Annotated in this window: 23 protein-coding genes; 7 read left to right on the top strand and 16 right to left on the bottom strand. The window is 68.0% G+C overall.

Features of this window, described 5'->3' with window-relative positions; genetic code table 11:
• The first annotated feature begins 36 nt into the window (after nucleotides 1-36).
• Complete coding sequence (gene dksA, locus ABLE38_RS00115; RefSeq protein ID WP_348972145.1) at nucleotides 37-504, top strand: RNA polymerase-binding protein DksA; 468 nt, start codon at nucleotides 37-39, stop codon at nucleotides 502-504.
• A gap of 146 nt (nucleotides 505-650) precedes the next feature.
• On the top strand, nucleotides 651-1025 hold the full coding sequence (locus tag ABLE38_RS00110) for a PilZ domain-containing protein (RefSeq protein ID WP_348972144.1): 375 nt from the start codon (nucleotides 651-653) through the stop codon (nucleotides 1023-1025).
• A 78-nt stretch (nucleotides 1026-1103) separates the two neighbouring features.
• Here the strand turns inward: ABLE38_RS00110 and ABLE38_RS00105 are convergent, their stop codons facing one another.
• Nucleotides 1104-1256 (bottom strand): YdcH family protein, encoded by a 153-nt coding sequence (locus tag ABLE38_RS00105; RefSeq protein ID WP_348972143.1) that lies wholly within the window; start codon nucleotides 1254-1256, stop codon nucleotides 1104-1106.
• 179 nt (nucleotides 1257-1435) lie between these two features.
• On the opposite strand from ABLE38_RS00105, the gene ABLE38_RS00100 reads away from it, so the two are divergent.
• Both ABLE38_RS00100 and ABLE38_RS00095 read left to right on the top strand, forming a co-directional pair.
• The gene (locus tag ABLE38_RS00100; protein WP_348972142.1) at nucleotides 1436-1633 is read left to right on the top strand and encodes a DUF465 domain-containing protein; all 198 of its coding nucleotides are present in this window, start codon (nucleotides 1436-1438) and stop codon (nucleotides 1631-1633) included.
• Nucleotides 1634-1727: 94 nt separating this feature from the next.
• Nucleotides 1728-2186, top strand: coding sequence for a DUF1465 family protein (locus ABLE38_RS00095; RefSeq protein WP_348972141.1), 459 nt, complete (start codon nucleotides 1728-1730; stop codon nucleotides 2184-2186).
• Between the two features lie 93 nt (nucleotides 2187-2279).
• Here ABLE38_RS00095 and ABLE38_RS00090 read toward each other — a convergent pair whose 3' ends face one another.
• Nucleotides 2280-3224 (bottom strand): nitronate monooxygenase family protein, encoded by a 945-nt coding sequence (locus tag ABLE38_RS00090; RefSeq protein WP_348972140.1) that lies wholly within the window; start codon nucleotides 3222-3224, stop codon nucleotides 2280-2282.
• 170 nt (nucleotides 3225-3394) lie between these two features.
• On the opposite strand from ABLE38_RS00090, the gene ABLE38_RS00085 reads away from it, so the two are divergent.
• A complete protein-coding gene (locus ABLE38_RS00085; RefSeq protein WP_348972139.1) occupies nucleotides 3395-3562 on the top strand; it encodes a hypothetical protein in 168 nt (55 codons plus the stop codon).
• On the opposite strand, the gene ABLE38_RS00080 is transcribed toward ABLE38_RS00085, so the two are convergent.
• The 7 genes from ABLE38_RS00080 to ABLE38_RS00050 form a co-directional block, all read right to left on the bottom strand.
• Entirely contained in the window at nucleotides 3559-3984 is a 426-nt protein-coding gene (locus ABLE38_RS00080; protein ID WP_348972138.1) for a hypothetical protein, read from the bottom strand. The two genes, ABLE38_RS00085 and ABLE38_RS00080, sit on opposite strands and share 4 nt — an antisense overlap.
• 67 nt (nucleotides 3985-4051) lie before the next feature.
• Nucleotides 4052-4576, bottom strand: coding sequence for a gamma carbonic anhydrase family protein (locus ABLE38_RS00075; RefSeq protein ID WP_348972137.1), 525 nt, complete (start codon nucleotides 4574-4576; stop codon nucleotides 4052-4054).
• A 4-nt stretch (nucleotides 4577-4580) separates the two neighbouring features.
• A complete protein-coding gene (locus tag ABLE38_RS00070; protein WP_348972136.1) occupies nucleotides 4581-4811 on the bottom strand; it encodes a hypothetical protein in 231 nt (76 codons plus the stop codon).
• A gap of 108 nt (nucleotides 4812-4919) precedes the next feature.
• Nucleotides 4920-5849: a hypothetical protein gene (locus tag ABLE38_RS00065; RefSeq protein WP_348972135.1), complete on the bottom strand. Its 930-nt coding sequence runs from the start codon at nucleotides 5847-5849 to the stop codon at nucleotides 4920-4922.
• A 120-nt stretch (nucleotides 5850-5969) separates the two neighbouring features.
• Complete coding sequence (locus ABLE38_RS00060; RefSeq protein ID WP_348972134.1) at nucleotides 5970-7427, bottom strand: altronate dehydratase family protein; 1458 nt, start codon at nucleotides 7425-7427, stop codon at nucleotides 5970-5972.
• 46 nt (nucleotides 7428-7473) lie between these two features.
• Entirely contained in the window at nucleotides 7474-8736 is a 1263-nt protein-coding gene (locus tag ABLE38_RS00055) for an NCS2 family permease (RefSeq protein ID WP_348974418.1), read from the bottom strand.
• A 360-nt stretch (nucleotides 8737-9096) separates the two neighbouring features.
• Nucleotides 9097-9933, bottom strand: a complete 837-nt coding sequence (locus ABLE38_RS00050; protein ID WP_348972133.1) for a fumarylacetoacetate hydrolase family protein — start codon at nucleotides 9931-9933, stop codon at nucleotides 9097-9099.
• Nucleotides 9934-9989: 56 nt separating this feature from the next.
• On the opposite strand from ABLE38_RS00050, the gene ABLE38_RS00045 reads away from it, so the two are divergent.
• Nucleotides 9990-10409 (top strand): VOC family protein, encoded by a 420-nt coding sequence (locus tag ABLE38_RS00045; RefSeq protein ID WP_348972132.1) that lies wholly within the window; start codon nucleotides 9990-9992, stop codon nucleotides 10407-10409.
• Here the strand turns inward: ABLE38_RS00045 and ABLE38_RS00040 are convergent.
• The 6 genes from ABLE38_RS00040 to ABLE38_RS00015 are packed head-to-tail and all read right to left on the bottom strand — an operon-like array spanning nucleotide 10406 to nucleotide 16317.
• Nucleotides 10406-11290 (bottom strand): RDD family protein, encoded by an 885-nt coding sequence (locus ABLE38_RS00040; RefSeq protein WP_348972131.1) that lies wholly within the window; start codon nucleotides 11288-11290, stop codon nucleotides 10406-10408. The two genes, ABLE38_RS00045 and ABLE38_RS00040, sit on opposite strands and share 4 nt — an antisense overlap.
• Nucleotides 11283-12296, bottom strand: coding sequence for a stage II sporulation protein M (locus ABLE38_RS00035; RefSeq protein WP_348972130.1), 1014 nt, complete (start codon nucleotides 12294-12296; stop codon nucleotides 11283-11285). Before ABLE38_RS00035 ends, ABLE38_RS00040 begins: the two co-directional genes overlap by 8 nt.
• On the bottom strand, nucleotides 12293-13585 hold the full coding sequence (locus tag ABLE38_RS00030; RefSeq protein ID WP_348972129.1) for a DUF58 domain-containing protein: 1293 nt from the start codon (nucleotides 13583-13585) through the stop codon (nucleotides 12293-12295). Before ABLE38_RS00030 ends, ABLE38_RS00035 begins: the two co-directional genes overlap by 4 nt.
• Complete coding sequence (locus tag ABLE38_RS00025; protein WP_348972128.1) at nucleotides 13582-14538, bottom strand: MoxR family ATPase; 957 nt, start codon at nucleotides 14536-14538, stop codon at nucleotides 13582-13584. The genes ABLE38_RS00030 and ABLE38_RS00025 overlap by 4 nt, the downstream gene beginning before the upstream one ends.
• On the bottom strand, nucleotides 14525-15703 hold the full coding sequence (locus ABLE38_RS00020; protein ID WP_348972127.1) for a hypothetical protein: 1179 nt from the start codon (nucleotides 15701-15703) through the stop codon (nucleotides 14525-14527). Before ABLE38_RS00020 ends, ABLE38_RS00025 begins: the two co-directional genes overlap by 14 nt.
• Nucleotides 15700-16317 carry a hypothetical protein gene (locus tag ABLE38_RS00015; RefSeq protein WP_348972126.1) on the bottom strand — a complete coding sequence of 206 codons (618 nt, stop codon included), beginning with the start codon at nucleotides 16315-16317 and terminating at the stop codon, nucleotides 15700-15702. Before ABLE38_RS00015 ends, ABLE38_RS00020 begins: the two co-directional genes overlap by 4 nt.
• 293 nt (nucleotides 16318-16610) lie before the next feature.
• Here ABLE38_RS00015 and ABLE38_RS00010 point away from each other — a divergent pair, with 293 nt between their 5' ends.
• A complete protein-coding gene (locus ABLE38_RS00010; RefSeq protein ID WP_348972125.1) occupies nucleotides 16611-17420 on the top strand; it encodes a hypothetical protein in 810 nt (269 codons plus the stop codon).
• Between the two features lie 28 nt (nucleotides 17421-17448).
• Here ABLE38_RS00010 and ABLE38_RS00005 read toward each other — a convergent pair whose 3' ends face one another.
• Entirely contained in the window at nucleotides 17449-17637 is a 189-nt protein-coding gene (locus tag ABLE38_RS00005; protein WP_348972124.1) for a hypothetical protein, read from the bottom strand.
• Nucleotides 17638-18230: the final 593 nt, after the last annotated feature.

Genomic DNA, 18230 nt, shown 5'->3' with positions numbered 1-18230 from the left:
TCGGGCCTGACGGGGACCGGAGTGGAGAGTGTGGGGATGGCTACTGTTTTGGATCGCTTCGACGAACCGGGTAAACGTGTTCCTACCGCCGCCAATGACGGCGACGACGGCTATCGGCCGAGCAACGACGAACCCTTCATGAACCCGCGTCAGCTGGAATATTTCCGCAACAAGCTGCACGCGTGGAAGGACGACATCTACCGCGAGGCCGCGGGGACGCTCAACCAGCTGCAGACCGACTCGCTGCGCGAGGCCGATCTCACCGATCGCGCTTCGAGCGAGACCGACTGGTCGATCGAGCTGCGTACGCGCGACCGCCAGCGCAAGCTGATCTCGAAGATCGACGCTGCGCTGCGCCGGATCGAGGACGGCGAATATGGCTATTGCGAGGTGACCGGCGAGCCGATCAGCCTCGGTCGCCTGGAAGCCCGGCCGATCGCGACGATGACTGTCGAGGCGCAAGAGCGGCACGAGCGCAACGAGAAGGTTTCGCGGGAAGAATGACAGGGGGCCTCCGGCCTCCTTTTTTGTGCCTTCTCCGCTTGGGCCACGGCCCCGACGGAGGCACATTTTCGCGGTTCGTTTACGCTTTTGGCAAGGTTTGCCGGTCTATCTTGCGCGCGTAACCCCTTTGCGTTTCGAGCGACACGATGGACCAGTTCTCCTTTGACCCTCTCACGGCGCTGTCGGCGGACGATTTCTCCAGCCAGCGCAACGGTTCGCGCGACAGCCTCATGCTGGCTGCGCATTTCCGCGTGCCGGGTCGACCGGACGAGCAGGTTCGGGTCCGCAATCTCTCCTCGGGCGGGCTGATGGCGGAATATGCCCAGCCGATCGATCGCGGCACGGCGGTGCAGGTCGAGGTGCGCGGCGTGGGCTGGGTGAGCGGGCAGATCGCCTGGGCGACCGACGGCCGGGTGGGCATCGCCTTCGATGCGTCGATCGATCCGATGCTGGCCCGCAAGCCGGTGGGCGGCGGCACGCACACGCCGAGCTTCGTGAAGCCGATCCTCACGCGCCGCTAAGGCAGGCGCCGCCAAGCTGAATTCGGGATTTTTGCGCTCGGGGTGCGGCACCTGCCACACCCCTCTGCACAGCGCTTCTCAGCGCGCCATCTCTTCCTTGATTCGAAGCTTCTGCTTCTTCAGGGAGGCCAGGACCATCTGGTCCGGCAGGGGCCGTTGCGATTCGGCGTTGATACGCTGGTCGAGCACGTTGTGCTTGGCCGAAAGTGCCGAGAAATGCGCGTTCTGCATCGAAGCAGTCTCCTTCATCGGTGGCCGGAACCTGTGAATAGATCACTTTTCCACAGCTTTGTCGCGGGGTAATCGCGGTTGACGGTTGCCTAATCGACAGCCCGCGAAAATCACGCGATGATCCGTTGCGGAGCCTACCGCCCTGGTGCAGGGAGGCACCGGGTACGGGGGCGTTCGCGATGGACGAGAAAGAGATTGTGCGGCGGCTCGAGGCGGTGCGGACCGAGCATCGCGACCTCGACGTGGCGATCGACGCACTGCTCGCCACCGGCACCTCCGATCAGCTCCAGATCGCCCGGCTGAAGAAGCGCAAGCTGATGCTGCGCGACGAGATCGCGCTGCTCGAAGACCAGCTGATCCCCGATATCATCGCGTGACTTGGTCCCGATCCGGCCCTGATCCGGAACGGGACGAAGCGACTGCGAAATTAAGCATTTTGTTACCATGAAGCCTGTGGCAGCGTCTCAAGTCATGGGGAAACAGGGCACCACGCAGATCCATCGCAAGCTGATCGACTCACTCTATGTCGAGGCGATGCTGCTTGCCGACGAGGCTCGAGGCTATTTCGACGAGCTGGGCCGCAACGAGCGCGAGGCGCTCGAGGCGCTCAACCGCGTGGCCTTTTCCTGCGAGTCGCTGAAGGTGACGACGCGGCTGATGCACATCATCGCCTGGCTGCTCACCCAGCGCGCGGTCGATGCCGGCGAGATCAGCCTTGGCGACGCGCTGGCGCCCTCGCGCCGGCTGGGCGATGCGCCCGAGACCGAGGAAGCGCTGCTGGATGCGATGCCCGAGCATGCGGTGGCGATCATCAACACCAGCATCGACCTGTACCGCCGCGTCGCCCGGCTCGACGAGTCGCTCGAAGGGACGGCGCCGGTCGAAAGCCCGGCGCGCAGCATGATGGACCGGCTGGCCGCGGCATTCTGACGTCTGCGTATCCGGCGAAAGCCCGGACCTCAGGCGACGGCGCGGGACAGGAGCCGCACGCGATTCCGGCTTTCGCCGGGAGGACGGCTCAATTCACCCGCACAGCCCCGCCTTGGCCGCCGCATATTCCCTCTTCATTCGCTCGATCTTCACCGCGGCCGGCTCGATGGCGTGCACCGCGCCGATGCCCTGGCCCGATCCCCAGATGTCCTTCCAGGCCTTGGCCCCGCCGAAGTTCATTGCGCTCGGATCGCTCTCCGGCAGCTTGTCGGGGTCGAGCCCGGCATTGACGATCGACGCCTTCAGGTAGTTGCCGTGCACGCCGGTGAACAGGTTCGAATAGACGATGTCCTCCGCCGTCCCCTCGACGATGCCCTGCTTGTACGCCGGTGCCGCATTGGCCTCGTCGGTGGCGATGAAGGGCGAGCCGATATAGGCGAGGTCGGCGCCCATCGCCTGGGCCGCCAGCACCGAGCGGCCATTGGCGATGGCTCCTGAAAGAATCACCGGCCCGTCGAACCATTCGCGAACCTCTTGCACCAGCGCGAAGGGGCTCAGCCGCCCGGCATGGCCGCCGGCGCCGGTCGCGACCAGGATCAGGCCGTCGGCGCCCTTCTCGATCGCCTTGTGGGCGAAGCGGTTGTCGATCACGTCGTGCAGTGTGATCCCGCCCCAGCCATGCACCGCGTCGTTGAGCTCGGGCCGCGCGCCGAGCGAGGTGATCACGATCGGCACCTTCCACTTGGCGCACACCGCCACGTCATGCTCGAGCCGCGGATTCGAGCGGTGGACGATCTGGTTGACGGCGAAGGGCGCCGCCGGCGTGTCCGGATTGTCGCGGTCCCAGGCGGCGAGCTCCTCGGTGATCTGGTGCAGCCATTCGTCGAGCCTGGTGTCCGGCCGGGCGTTCAGCGCCGGGAACGAGCCGACGATCCCCGCCTTGCACTGGGCGATGACCAGCTCGGGCACCGAGATGATGAACAGCGGCGACCCGATGACGGGCAGGCGCAGGCGATCGAAGAGGGGGGGCAGGGCCATGATCGGTTTTGTACCGAAACGGAGTTGCCCGTCCAGCCCGGTGCCGGCGACGCTACGTCAGCCCCGGCTCCGGCGCGGGGGCGCGCATCCGCAAAAGGTCCGACTCGGCCATTGAAGCGAATCGGTGCGCTCCCCATTCTCGGATCAGACGAGGTCGCTGGGGAATGCGCATGGTTACCAATGAAATCTACATCATCGTCCGCGACGCGATCCAGGCGGCCGCGCGGCAGAGCGGCAAGCTCTATGAGGCGGGGCAGGAGAGCCATTACCAGGCGCTCGCCGCGGTGATGGCGTTGCGCAAGGCCGGCTATGAAGTGACCAAGCGGCTCGACAATTAGTCGAACGGACGCTGCCAGACGACGAAGGTCTCGATATCGGTCGAGCGGATCGCCGCGGCGTACATGTCGTGCCGGAAGCCCGGCAGCGCCGCGATCCCCTCGACCATCCCGCCTTCGCCGCGTGCGCCGAGCGGCAGGCTGAAGGCGACGTCCTCGTCGGGCCCGTAGAACAGCCACCAGGCGCTGCGACCGTCCGAGCCGGTGTCGCTGGTCTCGATCGCGATGGCACCGAGCAGGTCGAGCGGCACCGCGTGGCGATTGCCCTGGGGGTTGGCGGTCCAGAGCGCGCCGCCGTCGATGCCGGTCTGCCAGAAGCTCTCGGGCTCGGGCGCCGCCACCGCCACCGCCACCGGGGCGGGCGGCGCTGCGGGAGCCGGCACCGGCGCCTTGGCCCGGCGCTTCAACCAATCGAACAATCCCATGGCGATCCCCTCGATTCGAGGGGATCGGCCTAGCGCGGCTATGTGACGGCTCGGCAACGATCGCGGGTCAATCGATGCGTTTCAGCCCCGCGGCATAGTCGCGCTGCTTGGCGGCGTAGAGCGCGGCGCTCGCCTTGAGCATCGCCTTCTGCATGTCGTCCAGCGGGCGGATCGCCTTGGCGGGGCTGCCGACGATCAGGTGGCCGGCAGGGAAGCTCTTGCCCTCGGTCACCAGCGCGCCGGCGCCGACCAGGCAGTCCTCGCCGATCACCGCGCGGTTGAGGATCGTCGCGCCCATGCCGATCAGCGTGCGGTTGCCGATCGTGCAGCCGTGCAGGATCGCGTGGTGGCCGACGGTGACGTCCTCGCCCACGGTGCAGGGCGCGCCGGGATCGCTGTGGAGCATCGCCCCGTCCTGGATGTTCGAGCGGGCGCCGACCAGGATCGGGGTATTGTCGGCGCGGATCACTGCGCCGAACCAGATCGAGGCCAGTTCCGCGAGGTGGACGTCGCCGATCAGGTCGGCGCTCGGCGCGACCCAGGCGGTCTCGGCAATCAGGGGGCGGTGCCCCGCAAATTCGTAAAGCGGCATTCGCTCAGAATAGCGGCGCCTGCAGGTCGGCGGGAAGCGGAATATTGGCGCCCAGCGCGAGCGCCAGCGCAACTGCGCCCAGCAGCACCGCGAGCGTGCTCGACAGCGAGAACAGGCCCCAGCCGACCATGGTGACCATCTGCGGGTTCGCCCGCTGCTCGCGCTTGTTGCGCTGCATCGACAGGATCACGAACATCGCCAGCATCGCATAGGCGAAGACAAGAAACTCGGTCATAAATCCCACCCCGATTATCCCCGCGGGCAACTTACCGGGCGAGGGTTAACGCTTCAATGCCATGCACCTCCGGTTTACCGCAGTGCAGCAAGGACTGGCCGCACGCGATCAGTGGTGCGCCGCGGGTTCCTTCGCGCTCGCCTTGCAGCTGCACAGGCAGATGCACGGCGTCGGCGCGCAGTGGCAGGGCTGGGGCACGATGCAATGGCAGTGCGCCGCCGCGTGCTTCTCTTCCTTCTTGTCCTTCTTGGGCGCCTCGGGCGGGCGCATCAGGATCAGGCGCGGCTCGTCGCTGCCGAACGGCACGTGCATCACTGGGGACTGGCACGCCTCGCAGCCATGATGGTCGTGCGCGTCCTCGTCCTGCGCGCCGAAGAATTTCGGGCTGTGCGCCTTTTCGAGCACCGTCTTGCCGATCTCGCAGATTGCGATGGCATGCGTGACGACCTGGCCGATCGCATAGCTGAGCGGCGCCTGCTCGGTGTTGAAATAATGGACGAGCATCGCGTCGCGGTGCGGGTCCACCGGCTCGCGCACCGCCGGATAGCTGAGCATCTGCTGCAGGTCGCCCAGCTGCGATTCGATCGCGCTGATCTTGCCGCCCCAATTGTTGAACGCCGCGAACAGCTCGTAATCGGGCCAGGTCGCCGGCGGGTGCGCGCGCATCTGCTCGACGAAGTTCATCGGCGGGGCCAGGTCCTCGCGCAGCAGGCGGGTGAGCACCCGCAGCGTCGTCACGTCGCCCGGCAGGTGGCGCAGCCGCTCGTGCAGCGTGCCCTTGATCAGCTCGGTATGCTTCCACACCTGCCTGCACAGCATGCGCGTGAATTCCGCGTCGCGCTTCTTCGGCTTGGCGAGCAGCGCCGATTTGATCGAGGCGAGCACGGCGATCATGATCAGCAGCGCGACCAGCACCCCGATCGTCAGGATCCAGGCGGGCCAGTAGATCGCCTCAGCGGTGATCGGTTCGGCGATGCTGTTGCCGGCAGCGGCATTCGCCACGCCCGCGCCCAGACTGCCGATCGAAACCATCGTCATTGCCACGCCATCCCCCTGAGTCGCGGCCGATATGGTTAACAGAAACTTGGCGCCAGCACAGTCATGACTCTACCGTCTCGTTACGGACTTGGCGCGGGAACTTGCGGCATTATGCCCGCGTCAGAGGGTGACTCCGCGCTTCCAGATCGCAATCTCGCGCTCGCCATTGCGCTCGGCCGCGGTTTGCTTGCCCGATGCGATCGCGGCGATCGTGTCGAGCAGCGACTCGGCCGCGGCCTCCATGCCGGCATCGAGCACCTGGCCCGCGTCGAAATCGATCCAGCCGGGCTTGCGGGCGGCGAGGTCGCTGTTCGAGGCGATCTTGATCGTCGGCACCGGGAAGCCGAGCGGCGTGCCGCGGCCGGTGGTGAACAGGATCGCCGTCGCCCCCGCTGCCGCCAGCGCAGTCGAGGAGACGGCGTCGTTGCCCGGCGCCTCGAGCAGGGTCAGTCCCTTGCGCCGCACCCGCCCGCCATAGGGTATCACGTCGGTGACGATCGCGTGCCCGGCCTTCTGCACCGCGCCGAGCGACTTCTCCTCGAGCGTGGTGATGCCGCCGGCGATGTTGCCGGGCGAGGGGTTCTCGGAGACTGGCTCGCCGTGCCGGGTGAAATAGGCCTTGAAGTCGTTGACCAGGGTGACGATCCCGTCGAACACGCCCGCGTCGCTGGCGCGTTCCATCAGCAATTGCTCGGCGCCGAAGATCTCGGGAATCTCGGTGAGGATCGCGGTGCCGCCCGCCGCGGTCACCGCATCGGCCATCCGCCCGACCAGCGGGTTGGCGGTGAGGCCCGAAAAGCCGTCCGAGCCGCCGCACTTCACGCCCAGCACCAGCTCGGAGAGCGGGGCAGGGGTGCGCGCGGCCGCCGCCCCGGCGACCAGCTCGGCGACCAGCGCCAGGCCCTCCTCGACTTCGTCGTTCGCCATCTGCGCGCCGAGCGTGCGCAGATTGGGATGGTCGATCCCCTCGAGCATGCCGGCGATCTGATTGTTCTCGCAGCCCAGGCCGACGATCAGCACGCCGCCGGCATTGGGGTGGCTGGCGAGCGCCGACAGGATCGCGCGCGTGCCCCGCAGATCGTCGCCCAGCTGCGAGCAGCCGAACGGATGCGGGAAGGCATGGACGCCGTCGATCGTGCCGGCGTGCAGCGCGGCGGCGCGCTCGGCGATCTTCTGCGCGGTGCGCGCAACGCAGCCGACGGTGGGGATCACCCAGATCTCGTTGCGCGTGCCGACCCGGCCATTGGCGCGGCGATAGCCGAGGAATCCGGGGCCCTCGAACCCGGCATCGTCATGCGCCGCCGGCGTGAACGCATAGTCGCCGCTGCCCTTGAGCGCGGTCGCCACGTTATGCGTGTGGACGTGCGCGCCGGGGGCGATGTCCCGGGTCGCCACGCCGATCGGGAAGCCGAACTTGAGCACGGGCTCACCGGCCGCAATCGGCTTCACTGCCACCTTGTGGCCCTTGCCGATCGCCTCGGTGAGCGTGACGCCCAGCGCCTCCTCGCCGGCGGCCATGTCGCGCAGCGCCGTGGCAGTGCTGTCCTTCGGGTCGATGCGGAAAAGCGCAGGCGTCATGTCGCCCGATATAGGCGCGCGCCGGTGCAAGGGAAACCGGTTTCCCTCATCCCGCCGCCAGCCAGGCGAAGCGGATCACGAACAGCCCGGCCAGCACGAGCAGCAGCCCGTCGCCCCTGGTGATCTTCCCCCGGATCAGCCGGATCAGCGCATAGGCGGTGATGCCGAAGGCCAGGCCGTTTGCGATCGAGAAGGTGAAGGGGATCATCGCCACGGTGAGGAAGGCGGGGATCGCCATCTCGGGATCTTCCCAGTCCACATCGGCGAGCGGCGCCATCATCAGCCCGCCGACGAGCACCAGCGCCGGCGCCGTGGCCGCGAGCGGCACCAGCTGGGCCCAGGGCGCCACCAGCATCGCGAGCAGGAACAGCACGCCGGTCACCACCGCGGTCAGCCCGGTGCGGCCGCCCGCCTGCACGCCGGCCGCGCTCTCGACATAGCTGGTCACCGTGCTGGTGCCGAACAGGCTGCCGGCGACGCTCGCCACTGCATCGGTGAACAGGATGCGGTTGAGCCGGGGAATGCGGCCCTGCTCGTCGATCAGCCCGGCGCGGCGCGTGACGCCGACCAGCGTGCCGACATTGTCGAACAGGTCGACGAACAGGAACACGAACAGGATCTCGAACAGTCCCAGGCCGTGGCTGCCCGACAGGCCGAACACCCCGGCCAGGTCGAGATGGAACGCGACCTGGCTGATCGCGGTCAGGTCATAGGGCTCGGGCTTGAACACGACCTGACCCGTCGCCCAGCCGGCGATCGTCGTCGCCGCGATGCCGATCAGGATCGCGCCGCGCACCTTCCACGCTGCCAGGCCCGCAGTGACGACCAGCCCGAACAGCGCCAGCGCCGCGCCGGGCGCGTGCAGGTCGCCGAGCGTCACCGAGGTTGCCGGGCTGGTGACGATGATCCCGGCATTCTTGAGGCCGATCAGCCCGATGAACAGCCCGATCCCGCCCGCCACCGCGGCGAACAGCTGGGGCGGGATCGCGGCGATGATCAGCTGGCGGACGCCGGCAAAGGTCAGCACCAGGAAGGCGATGCCGGAAAGGAACACGCAGCCCAGCGCCACCGGCCAGGGCACGCCCATGCCCTGCACCACGGTAAAGGCGAAATAGGCGTTGAGCCCCATGCCGGGCGCCAGCGCGAGCGGCACATTGGCGGCGAGCCCCATCAGGATGCTCGCCAGCCCGGCGGCCAGGCAGGTCGCCGCCGCGACCGCGGCCACCGGCATCCCCGCCGCGCCCAGGATCGCCGGGTTGACGACGATGATATAGGCCATGGTCAGGAAGGTCGTGGACCCGGCCAGCATCTCGGTGCGCACGGTCGTGCCGCGTTCGGTGAGCGCGAAATGGCGCTCGATCAGGCCCGTCTCGCTGGTGTCGGCCACAAGCATTCCCCCATGCTGCCTGGATCGAGCATAGCGCGTCCGTGCCGAAGCGGAAGGCGGGGCTTGCAATGTAGGATTTCGCCTGCTGGACTCGCACGGCCGGGCCCGTGCCCGGCCGCTCTTTGATTTGTTGGAAAGATAGGATCCCGCGTGCGCAAGGATGTTGCGAGATGGAGCGCGTTTGCGGGAAGTGTGTCAACTTAAGGCACGCGAAAACCGAGCCTTGGCCTGAACTTCGCGAACCTCGCGAGTCGCTTGGCACGGCGCTGTAGGAAGCAGGCCTTACGCCTGTTCCACCACTTGGCGCTGCTCGCCGAGCCCGTCGATCCCCAGCCGCACCTCGTCACCCGGCTGAAGGAACACCGGCACCGGTTTCTGCGCCATGCCGACGCCCGGCGGCGTGCCGGTCGAGACGATGTCGCCGGGCTGCAGGCTCATGAACTGGCTGATGTACGAGACCAGGAAGCCGGGCTTGAACACCATCGTCGCAGTCGAGCCGTCCTGGTAGCGCTTGCCGTTCACTTCGAGCCACATGGCGAGCGCATCGGTGTCGCCGATCTCGTCGGGCGTCACCAGCCAGGGGCCGATCGGACCGAAGGTGTCGCAGCCCTTGCCCTTGTCCCAGGTGCCGCCGCGCTCGTTCTGGAACTCGCGCTCGGACAGGTCGTGGCAGATGAAATAGCCGGAGATCGCGGCCAGGCCTTCGGCTTCGGAGACGTAGCGGCAGTCGCGGCCGATCACGATGCCGAGTTCGACTTCCCAGTCCATCTTGGTCGATCCGCGCGGGCGCAGGATCGGGTCGTTGGGGCCGGAAAGCGCGCTGGTCGCCTTGGAGAAGAGCACCGGCTCCTTGGGCAGCGCCTGGCCGGTCTCGGCGGCGTGATCGGCATAGTTGAGGCCGATGCAGAGGAACTTGCCGGGTCGCGCGACGCAGGGGCCGAGCCGCTGCTCGCCTTCCACCACCGGAAGCGCCGCGAGGTCCGCCGCCGCGACCCTCGCGATCGCGGCGTCGCTGCCGTCGATGTCGGCGACCACGCCGGAAAGGTCGCGCAGCCGCCCGTCGCCGTCGATCAGGCCGGGCCGTTCGGCACCCGCTGCGCCATAGCGTACCAGTTTCATGCGATCCCTCCCGCGTCTGTCTGGCGCCAGCCTTCCACATTTCCTATGCCGGCGCCATGACCGTGCCGCTCTTTCACCTCGCCATTCCCGTCGACGATATCGAGGCTGCGCGCGGCTTCTATGGCGGCACGCTCGGCTGCCCGCAGGGACGCGAGGATCCCGGTCACTGGATCGACTTCGATTTCCGCGGCCACCAGCTCGTCGTCCACAAGGCCGAGGGGGCCGGGGTGAAGGCACGCAGCGCGGTGGACGGCGATGCGGTGCCGGTCCCGCATTTCGGGCTGGTGCTCGACTGGGCCGACTGGGAGACGCTCGCCGAGCGCCTGCGCGCCGCCGGCACCGAATTCGTGATCGAGCCGCACATCCGCTTCGTCGGCAAGCCCGGTGAGCAGGCGACGATGTTCTTCTACGATCCCGCCGGCAACGCGCTGGAGTTCAAGGCCTTCAAGGATATTGGCCAGCTCTTTGCCACTTAGCGCTGGTATTTGTCCTTCTTGCGCTTGCCGAACAGCATGCCCCGCTCCAGCCGCTGGCACAGCGCGGTGTAATAGGCCTCGAGGAACCCGTAATCGTCGCCGCCGCTGTCGGGCAGGTTCAGCCGCTCGCGGATCGTCCGGGCGACGACGATGATCGAATATTCCTCGTTCCGCCGCAGCACTTCCTCGAGCTTCTGCAGCTCGAACTCGCCATAGACGCTCAGCTGCTTGTCGGTGAAGGTGTAGCGCGATTTCTCGGGGGCCAGGCTGGTGGCGACGCTGTAGCTCAGCCGCCGCCGCGGCAGCCGCACCACCCAGGTGCCGGCGATCAGGTCGCCGACGCGCAGCCGGTCGCGGTTGAACATCGGGAACAGCGCGAAGATGCCGGTCCACAGCAGCCCGAGCAGCCCGATGGCCATATCGGTCACGCCCTGCGCGGTCTGATAGGCGGCAAAGGTCAGCGGCAGGAACAGCTCGAGCTCGCGCATCGCGTTGCGCGCCACCACCTGGTGCCCGCGCAGCCGCGATCCGTCGCGTGCCACCACGCGCAGCTTCATTAGCCTCTTGCCCGGCGTCGCGGCGCGCGGGCCGAGCTCGAAGATGGCGAAATAGCCGTTCCGCAGCACGAAGAAGCCGAGCAGCCAGATGATCGCCAGCGCTTGGCCCAGCGCCCGCCCGGTGCCGGAAAGCACGAACAGCAGGAAGATGCTGAAGGCGATCAGCGTCAGCAGGATGATCACCACGTCGATCATCAGCGCGCCGGCGCGCTCGCCGACGCTGGCGATGTCGAGCTTCAGGTCGACGCCCTCGGGGGTGATGAAGGTGCGGCGGTCGGCGTCCTTGGCGGCGGCGCGGCGCGGGGCGGGGCGGGGCTTAGCCATCGGCATCCTCGCGGCGCACCGGGAGCAGGTAGAAATAGAGCAGCCAGGCGGCAAGCGCGCCGCCGCCGATCGCGACGCGGATCAGGTCGGACTGGACGATCTGGCGGCCGACGCCCTCGAGCAGCCCGGCGACCGCGAGCATCAGCACCACGCCGATCATCGCAAAGGCAGCGGTGCGGCCCGCCTTGGTGGTGGCGACGGTGCGCGAGAGCCTGCCCGGGAAGGCCACCGCCATGCCGATGCGCAGTCCCGCGGCGCCGGCGATGGCGATCGCGAACAGCTCGGTGGTGCCGTGGATCGCCAGCCACGCGGCGAGCGGCAGGCCTAGGCCCTTGGAGACATAGACCGCCATGAACGCACCGAGGATGCAGCCATTGTAGACGAGCAGCAGCAGCGTCGGCACGCCGAAGGCGAAGCCCAGCGCGAAGCACATCAGCGCCATCTGCGCATTGTGGGTGAAGAGATAGGTGGCGAAGGCGCCGAGCATGTCCCTGGCGCCGCCACCGCCGTCGTACAGGCCTGCGCGCAGCTCCGCCACGCTCGATTGCGGGCCACGCCCGCCGGCCAGGTCCTCGGGGATGATCGAATGGTACCAGCCCGGATCGCCGGCGACGAGGCAATAGGCAACGACTGCGCCGAGCAGCATGACCAGCACCGCGACCAGCGTCTCGCGCCACAGGCTGCGCAGCGCCAGCGGCCAGCCGGCGCCAAAGAACGCGCCGATGCGGCGGTGGAGCGGCGGCTGCACGCCGTAGAGCACGAAATAGGCGCGGGCGCACAGTGCCTCGAGGAAGCCGACCAGATCGGTGTCGAGCGAGGTCTCGCGAGCCACCGAGAGCGAGGACAGCGCCGCGCGGTACAGCACGGGCAGGTCGAACAGATCCTCGTCCGAAAGCGAGCCGGCGCGCCCGCGCTCGATGCGGCGGACCAGCTCCTCGAGCCGCTCCCAATCGTCGGTGCGGGCCTCGCGGAAGCGCAGGCTGGCGAATTGCGCCTCGCCGCTCACAGCAGGTTCCTCCGCTTGAAATCGAGATATTGGCGAACGAGCGCGGCCCCCATCTCGCGGTGCGGGGCCTCCAGCACATGGATGCCGGCATGGCGCAGGCGCGCGGTCACCAGCCGGCGCTCGCGCAGCATCGAGGCGGCGATCACGGCACGCGAGACGTCGTCGATCGCGGCGGGCTCGGCGCCGGCGAGCTCCTCGAGCTCGTCATCGGCGAGGATCACGAACAGCACGAGATGCCCGCGCAGCAGGTTCGCCGCGGCACGGATCATCAGCTCGGCGCCGGTCGGGTCGGTGAATTCGGTAAAGATCACCACCAGCGAGCGCCGGGTGAGGTCGCCGGCCAGCGTGGCGAGCGCAAGCGTGTAGTTGGTCTCGGCGGTGCTGTAGTCGAGCTCGCCGGCGAGCCGCTGCATCAGCGGGAAGGCGCGGACGCCGGAGACGGTGCCCGAGGAGACGCGCGGCTGCGAATCGAAGCCGAACAGCGCCACCCGGTCGCCGAGCTTGAGCGCGGCATAGGCGCCGAGCAGCGCAGCGGTGATCGCGCGGTCGACGCGCGGCAGACCTTCGATCGGCTCGCACATCACCCGGCCGGTATCGATCGCGAAGACGATCTGGTTGTTGCGCTCGATCCGGTTCTCGCGGGCGAGCAGCTTGAGGTGGCGGGCGCTGTGGTTCCAGTCGATCGTCCGGCGCTCCATGCCCGATCGCCATTCGCTCAGCGCCTCGAACTCGCTGCCTTCGCCGCGATCGACGCGCGCCATCTCGCCCGCCTGTGCGTCCCGCAGCAGCACATGCGCGGAACTGCGCACCGGGCGGATGTCGGGCGCGATCACCACGCGGCGATCGAGCGCCTCGATCCGCTGGCGCCAGATCAGCCCGAAGGGGCCGGTCCAGCGGCTCCACACGGCCTCGATCCGCTCGGTGCCGCGGCGGACGGCGATGAAGGCGATGGAGGCCTGGTTCTCGCCGCGGGCCAGGCGGATGCGGCCCTCGGCACGCGGCGCCAGCCTGGGCCCGGCGGCGAGGGCGAGTTCGAGACCCGCGATCGGCTTGCTCCGCAGATGCACGTCGACGATCAGCGGCGCGCCGATCTCGATCGCGCCCGGGCACTCGACACGCAGCGCCGGCGCGCGGGCGGCCAGCAGCGCGTCGAGCGCGGCGAGCGCCAGCACCAGCGGCATCCAGATCATCCCCAGGAACCAGAGCTGCGGTGCGATGACGCCAAGCAGCAGTGCCGGGGGTGCCCCCGCGGCCGTCAGCAGCACGCAGCGGAGCGTGGGTCGGATCAACGCGGCGCCTCGACCTGCTCGATCAGCGCGGCGATGATCGCGTCTGCGGTGCGCCCGTCGATCTCGGCGGCGGGCGAGAGGATCACGCGGTGGCGCAGCGCGGCGGGCGCGAGCTTCTTCACGTCGTCGGGCAGCACGAAGTCGCGTCCATCGAGCGCGGCATGCGCGCGCGCTGCGGCGGCGAGCGTAGCGCCGGCGCGGGGGCTGGCGCCGATCTGCAGGTCGCCGGTCGAGCGCGTCGCCCGCACCAGCCGCACGACATAGTCGACCACTTCGTCGGCCAGCCGGTTGGCGGCGACGGCATCGGCGGCGGCGCTGATCTTCGCGTGATCGGCCACCTGGCTGACGCCCCAGTCATCGGGCCGCGGCATGCCGAAGCGGCTGCCCTGCTGCGCGACGATGCGGCGCTCCTGCTCCACGCTCGGATAACCGACCTCGAACTTGAACAGGAAGCGATCGAGCTGCGCTTCGGGCAGCGGATAGACGCCCTGGCTCTCGATCGGGTTCTGCGTGGCGACCACCATGAACCGGTCGGAGAGCTTGTGGTCGATCCCGTCGATCGTGACCGTGCGCTCCTGCATCGCCTCGAGCAGCGCCGCCTGCGTCTTGGGCGGCGTGCGGTTGATCTCGTCGGCGAGCAGCAGCTCGGTGAAGATCGGCCCGTGGGTCAGCGTGAACTGGCTGGTCTGGAAGTTGAACAGGTTGGAGCCGAGGATGTCGCCCGGCAGCAGGTCCGGCGTGAACTGGATGCGGCCATAGTCGAGCCCTGCCGCCCGCGCGAAGCATTGCGCCAGGAAGGTCTTTGCGGTGCCCGGCGGGCCTTCGAGCAGGATATGCCCCGACGCGAACAGCGCGACGAGCATCAGCTCCACCGCCTCGTCGAGCCCCACCACGGCCTTGCCCACTTCGGCGCGGATCGCGTCGCCCAGCGCCTTCACTTCATCGATGTTCACGCGTGACGGTCCTTTTCCATTGATAGAGGGCGCGCGCGGCATCGAGCAGCGTGCGCGTGTCCCGGGCGTCGGCCGCTCGGTCGGCCAGGGCGGTGAAGGGCTCGCCATCCTTGTCGAGCCGGTCGAGATAGCGATCGAGTGCTTCGGGCGGCAGGCTGGCCGGCGCGCCGGTCGCGCTTGCGGCGACCTCGCGGATCAGCGCGGCGTAGCGATCGCCGGTGCGGTGGCGCCGGCGGGCGAGGCGGAGCAGGGCCGCGCCATTCTCGACGATCGCGCGCTTGCCGAACGCCACGGCGCGCGCCTCGGGCAGCGGCGGCCCGAAGCGCAGCATCGCGTGCCAGCCGGCGAGCAGCGCCGCGAGCAGCAGGCACAGCGTCAGCGGCAGGAACGGCGCCTCGAATGCGAGCTTGAGCAGGTTCGGATTGCGCCCGAAGCCGTGCAGCGTCAGGTCGAAGGCGATCGCGCGTCCTTCGAACGCGCCGAGGATCTGCATCGCCCGCTCGGCGCCCTCAAGTGTCTTCAGGCCCTGATTGTCGAGCAGGTCGGGGTCGGCGACGATCAGCAGCGGGCGCTTCTTCATCCACGCCACCAGCAATCTGCCGTCCGGATCGGTGAAGATCTGCTCGGAGTCGCCGTCTTCGGTATCGGCATAGACCGGCTCCAGCTCGCCGCCGGTGATCGTGCGCAGGCCAGGGCCGTTGTCGGTGATCTTCACCAGGGTGAGCTTGGTCAACTGCTTCTCGACCATCTCGGCCGGCAGCGTGCCGAACGACGTGACCCAGCCCGGCTTGTCGCGGCGCGGGAAGGTAAGCCATTTGGGCAGCACCAGGATCGTCGGCTGCGACACCCGTCGGTCGAGCAATTTCTTCAGCGCATCGGGATCGGTGCCGGGGCTGAGCGTCACCACCAGCGTGTCGTGCGTGCCCAGATCGGCCTCGCGACGGATCATCGTCGCCGATCCGTGCACGCGCCGCACCAGTTCGGCTGCACCGGCAAAGCCCACCGCGGAGGGCGCGAGCGCATGATTGCCGGGGCGCTGGGCTGGCTGGAGATCGTCGGCATAGGCCGCGAGCAGCACGAACCCGAGAAAGGCGACCACGCCGAGTATCACCAACACCAGCACGGTGCGCATCGCGAAGGGCGCGCGGGCGTTCTCGCCGCTCATTTCCACGCCCCCGGCAGCGCGAACTCGCCATAGGCGGCGCGGGCCTCCTCCCAATCCGGACGGGCAAGGGTGCGCCCGCCGAACAGGCTGCGCTCCACCGGCGCGGCCATCGCCGCGAAGGCGCGGCGCACGATCCCCGGCATCCAGTCCGCCCCGGCGATCTCGCGGCTGGTCAGGGCAGGGCGGAGCAGGCGCGGGCGGTGGCGCTGGATATCCTCCAGGCTGCGCTGGAGGAGCAGGTGCACCGCCGCTTCATAGCGACCCTGCGCCGCCAGCGCCTCGGCTTCGGCGAGCAGCGCGCGCGCGGCCTTCTCGGTCGGGCGCCAGGTGGCGACATCCTGTTCGGGCGCCGCCGCGGCATCGCGCGACGGGCGGGAGCGGAGGAATGCGACGACGATGAGATAGACGAGGATCGCCCCGCCGATCGCGACGCAGGTCCAGAAGACATAGGGTGCGGCGGGGGAGAGCTGGTTGAGTTCCTTGCCCAGCCAATTCGCCCAGGGCGGCGGGGCCGGCGGCTTTGCCGGGGTCATGTCGAACTGGATATCGGCGCGTGCGCGCAGTGCCGCATGCGCCTGCGCGACCGACTGCGCAGTCGATGCCTGAACGGTCACGTCGAATCCCCCACGACGCTGGTGCTACCGTAACGAATGGCGCGAGGAAAGCCGAACGAGGCCGGACTTTGCACCGTTCCTGTTCGACTTTTCCATGCCGCGCCGCGCGGGACGCGACCAGGGGATTCCCACCGCGCCACGCCGGGCGCGCCTACCATATGACATCGGCGGCGGCTCGGGGTTTGTCCCGATGGCGTCCCTCGGGAAACGGCGCACACTTCCGTGCGAGAACAGGGATGGAGCTTCCCATGCAAATGCACGCGCATCGCGATTGGGTTCGTCGGAGTCTATCGATGGCATTGGCGGGCGGATGCTGCGCGGCCATGCTGCCCGGCACGGCGCAGGCGCAGACGCTCGACGACAAATACTGGATCGAGGTCTCGGGGTTCTGGCCGGACGTCGATTCGGACGTCGCGGTCAACAATGTCGCCCACCCCAATATCGCGACCGACATCGACCTGGAATCGGATCTGGATCTGTCGGACCGGAAGGTGTTGCCCGCCGTGAGCGCCGGCGTGCGGCTGGGACGCTTCGTGATCGGCGCCGAATATTATTCGTTGCGCCGCTCCGGCGACCACGCGATCACGCGCGACATCACCTTCGACGACGTGACCTATCCGGTCGGCGTGACCGTGAGCAGCGAGTTCAATTCGGACATCTACCGGCTGACCGTCGGCTATGACATCGTCCGCAAGAAGAATCTCGAGCTCGGCCTGGCGTTGGGCGGCCACATCACCAATTTCGAGGTCGGGCTGAGCGGGCAGGGCACGGTTGCCGGCAGTACGGTGGTCACCGGCGAGGCGCGCAAGAAATCGGTGCTGGCGCCGCTGCCGACGATCGGCGCCTATGGCGCGCTCGGCATCGCCCCGCGACTGATGCTCACTGCCCGCGCCGATTGGCTCTCGATCAAGATCGACGACTACAAGGGGCGGCTGTGGAACGTGCAGGCCGAGCTCAACTACCGCCTGTTCAGGAATGTCGGGATCGGCGTGATGTATCGCTATGTCGATTATCGACTCGATGCCGACAAGGAGAAGTGGAACGGCAGCGTGCGGTATCGCTTCAACGGCCCGGCCGCGGTGCTGCGCATCGGCTTCCCATGAGCCGTCGCTGCCGCTCCACGCCTATCGGCTAGGCTGCGCGGGCGGCGCGTGCCGACTGCATCAGCCCGCGCAGCTGCTTGCGGAAGGTGGGAGCGGAGAAATGCTGTGCGGCGTTGGTATAGCCTTCGAACGACACTTCGCGCTCGATCTCCTCGACGCGGCGATAGGCGCCGCTGTTCGCCAGCTCGAGCCCGCGTTCGATGATGGATTTCGACATAGGGGGTTCCTTCGCTGTGCGGCGAGGGGGCAGGACGCACCGCTCGCTATTGTACGGGGACGGAAACTCTGGGTGTGGGTGTCCGGTTCCCGAGGGGGCTGACGGCGGGCCCTGCCAATCGTTCGCTCGCGAACGGGCAGCGGCAGAGCCGGATCCAAGAAAAATGCATCCGAGTGCTTTTTCTTCGAGATCGGGGTTGACGGCCCCCGATTCGGTCCATAGATGGCGGCCTCCCGACGACGAGGCGCTCGCTTCTTCGCTCGGTGGCCGGATCGGCCAGCAAAATTCTTCATATTCGACAACGCCTTGGCGTTGTTGGTGTGTGCCCTTCGGGGGTTCGGAAATTTCGGTTTTCGGGCGGGAATCGCTCTTTGACATAGTGATTTAGATGAAGGGACATGTGGGCGGCGGCCCTGGGTCTTACGGCTTCTAGGCGTAAGTAACTCAGACAAACCAAGCCGTTCCATGGACTTAGCTGATTGGGCTTCGGTCTTTTCGGTTGGGTTCAAGCATGTCCTACACGTTTCCATACGTGAAGAATTTGTGCAGGAACGGCTCCTAGAAATGAGCTGCTGCATCACGGCACATTCCGG

The sequence above is a fragment of the Sphingomonas sp. KR3-1 genome (assembly GCF_040049295.1).
Taxonomy (GTDB): Bacteria; Pseudomonadota; Alphaproteobacteria; order Sphingomonadales; family Sphingomonadaceae; genus Sphingomonas.
The sequence above is the reverse complement of the archived record's forward strand: the minus strand, read 5'-3'. Positions and strand labels throughout refer to the sequence as shown.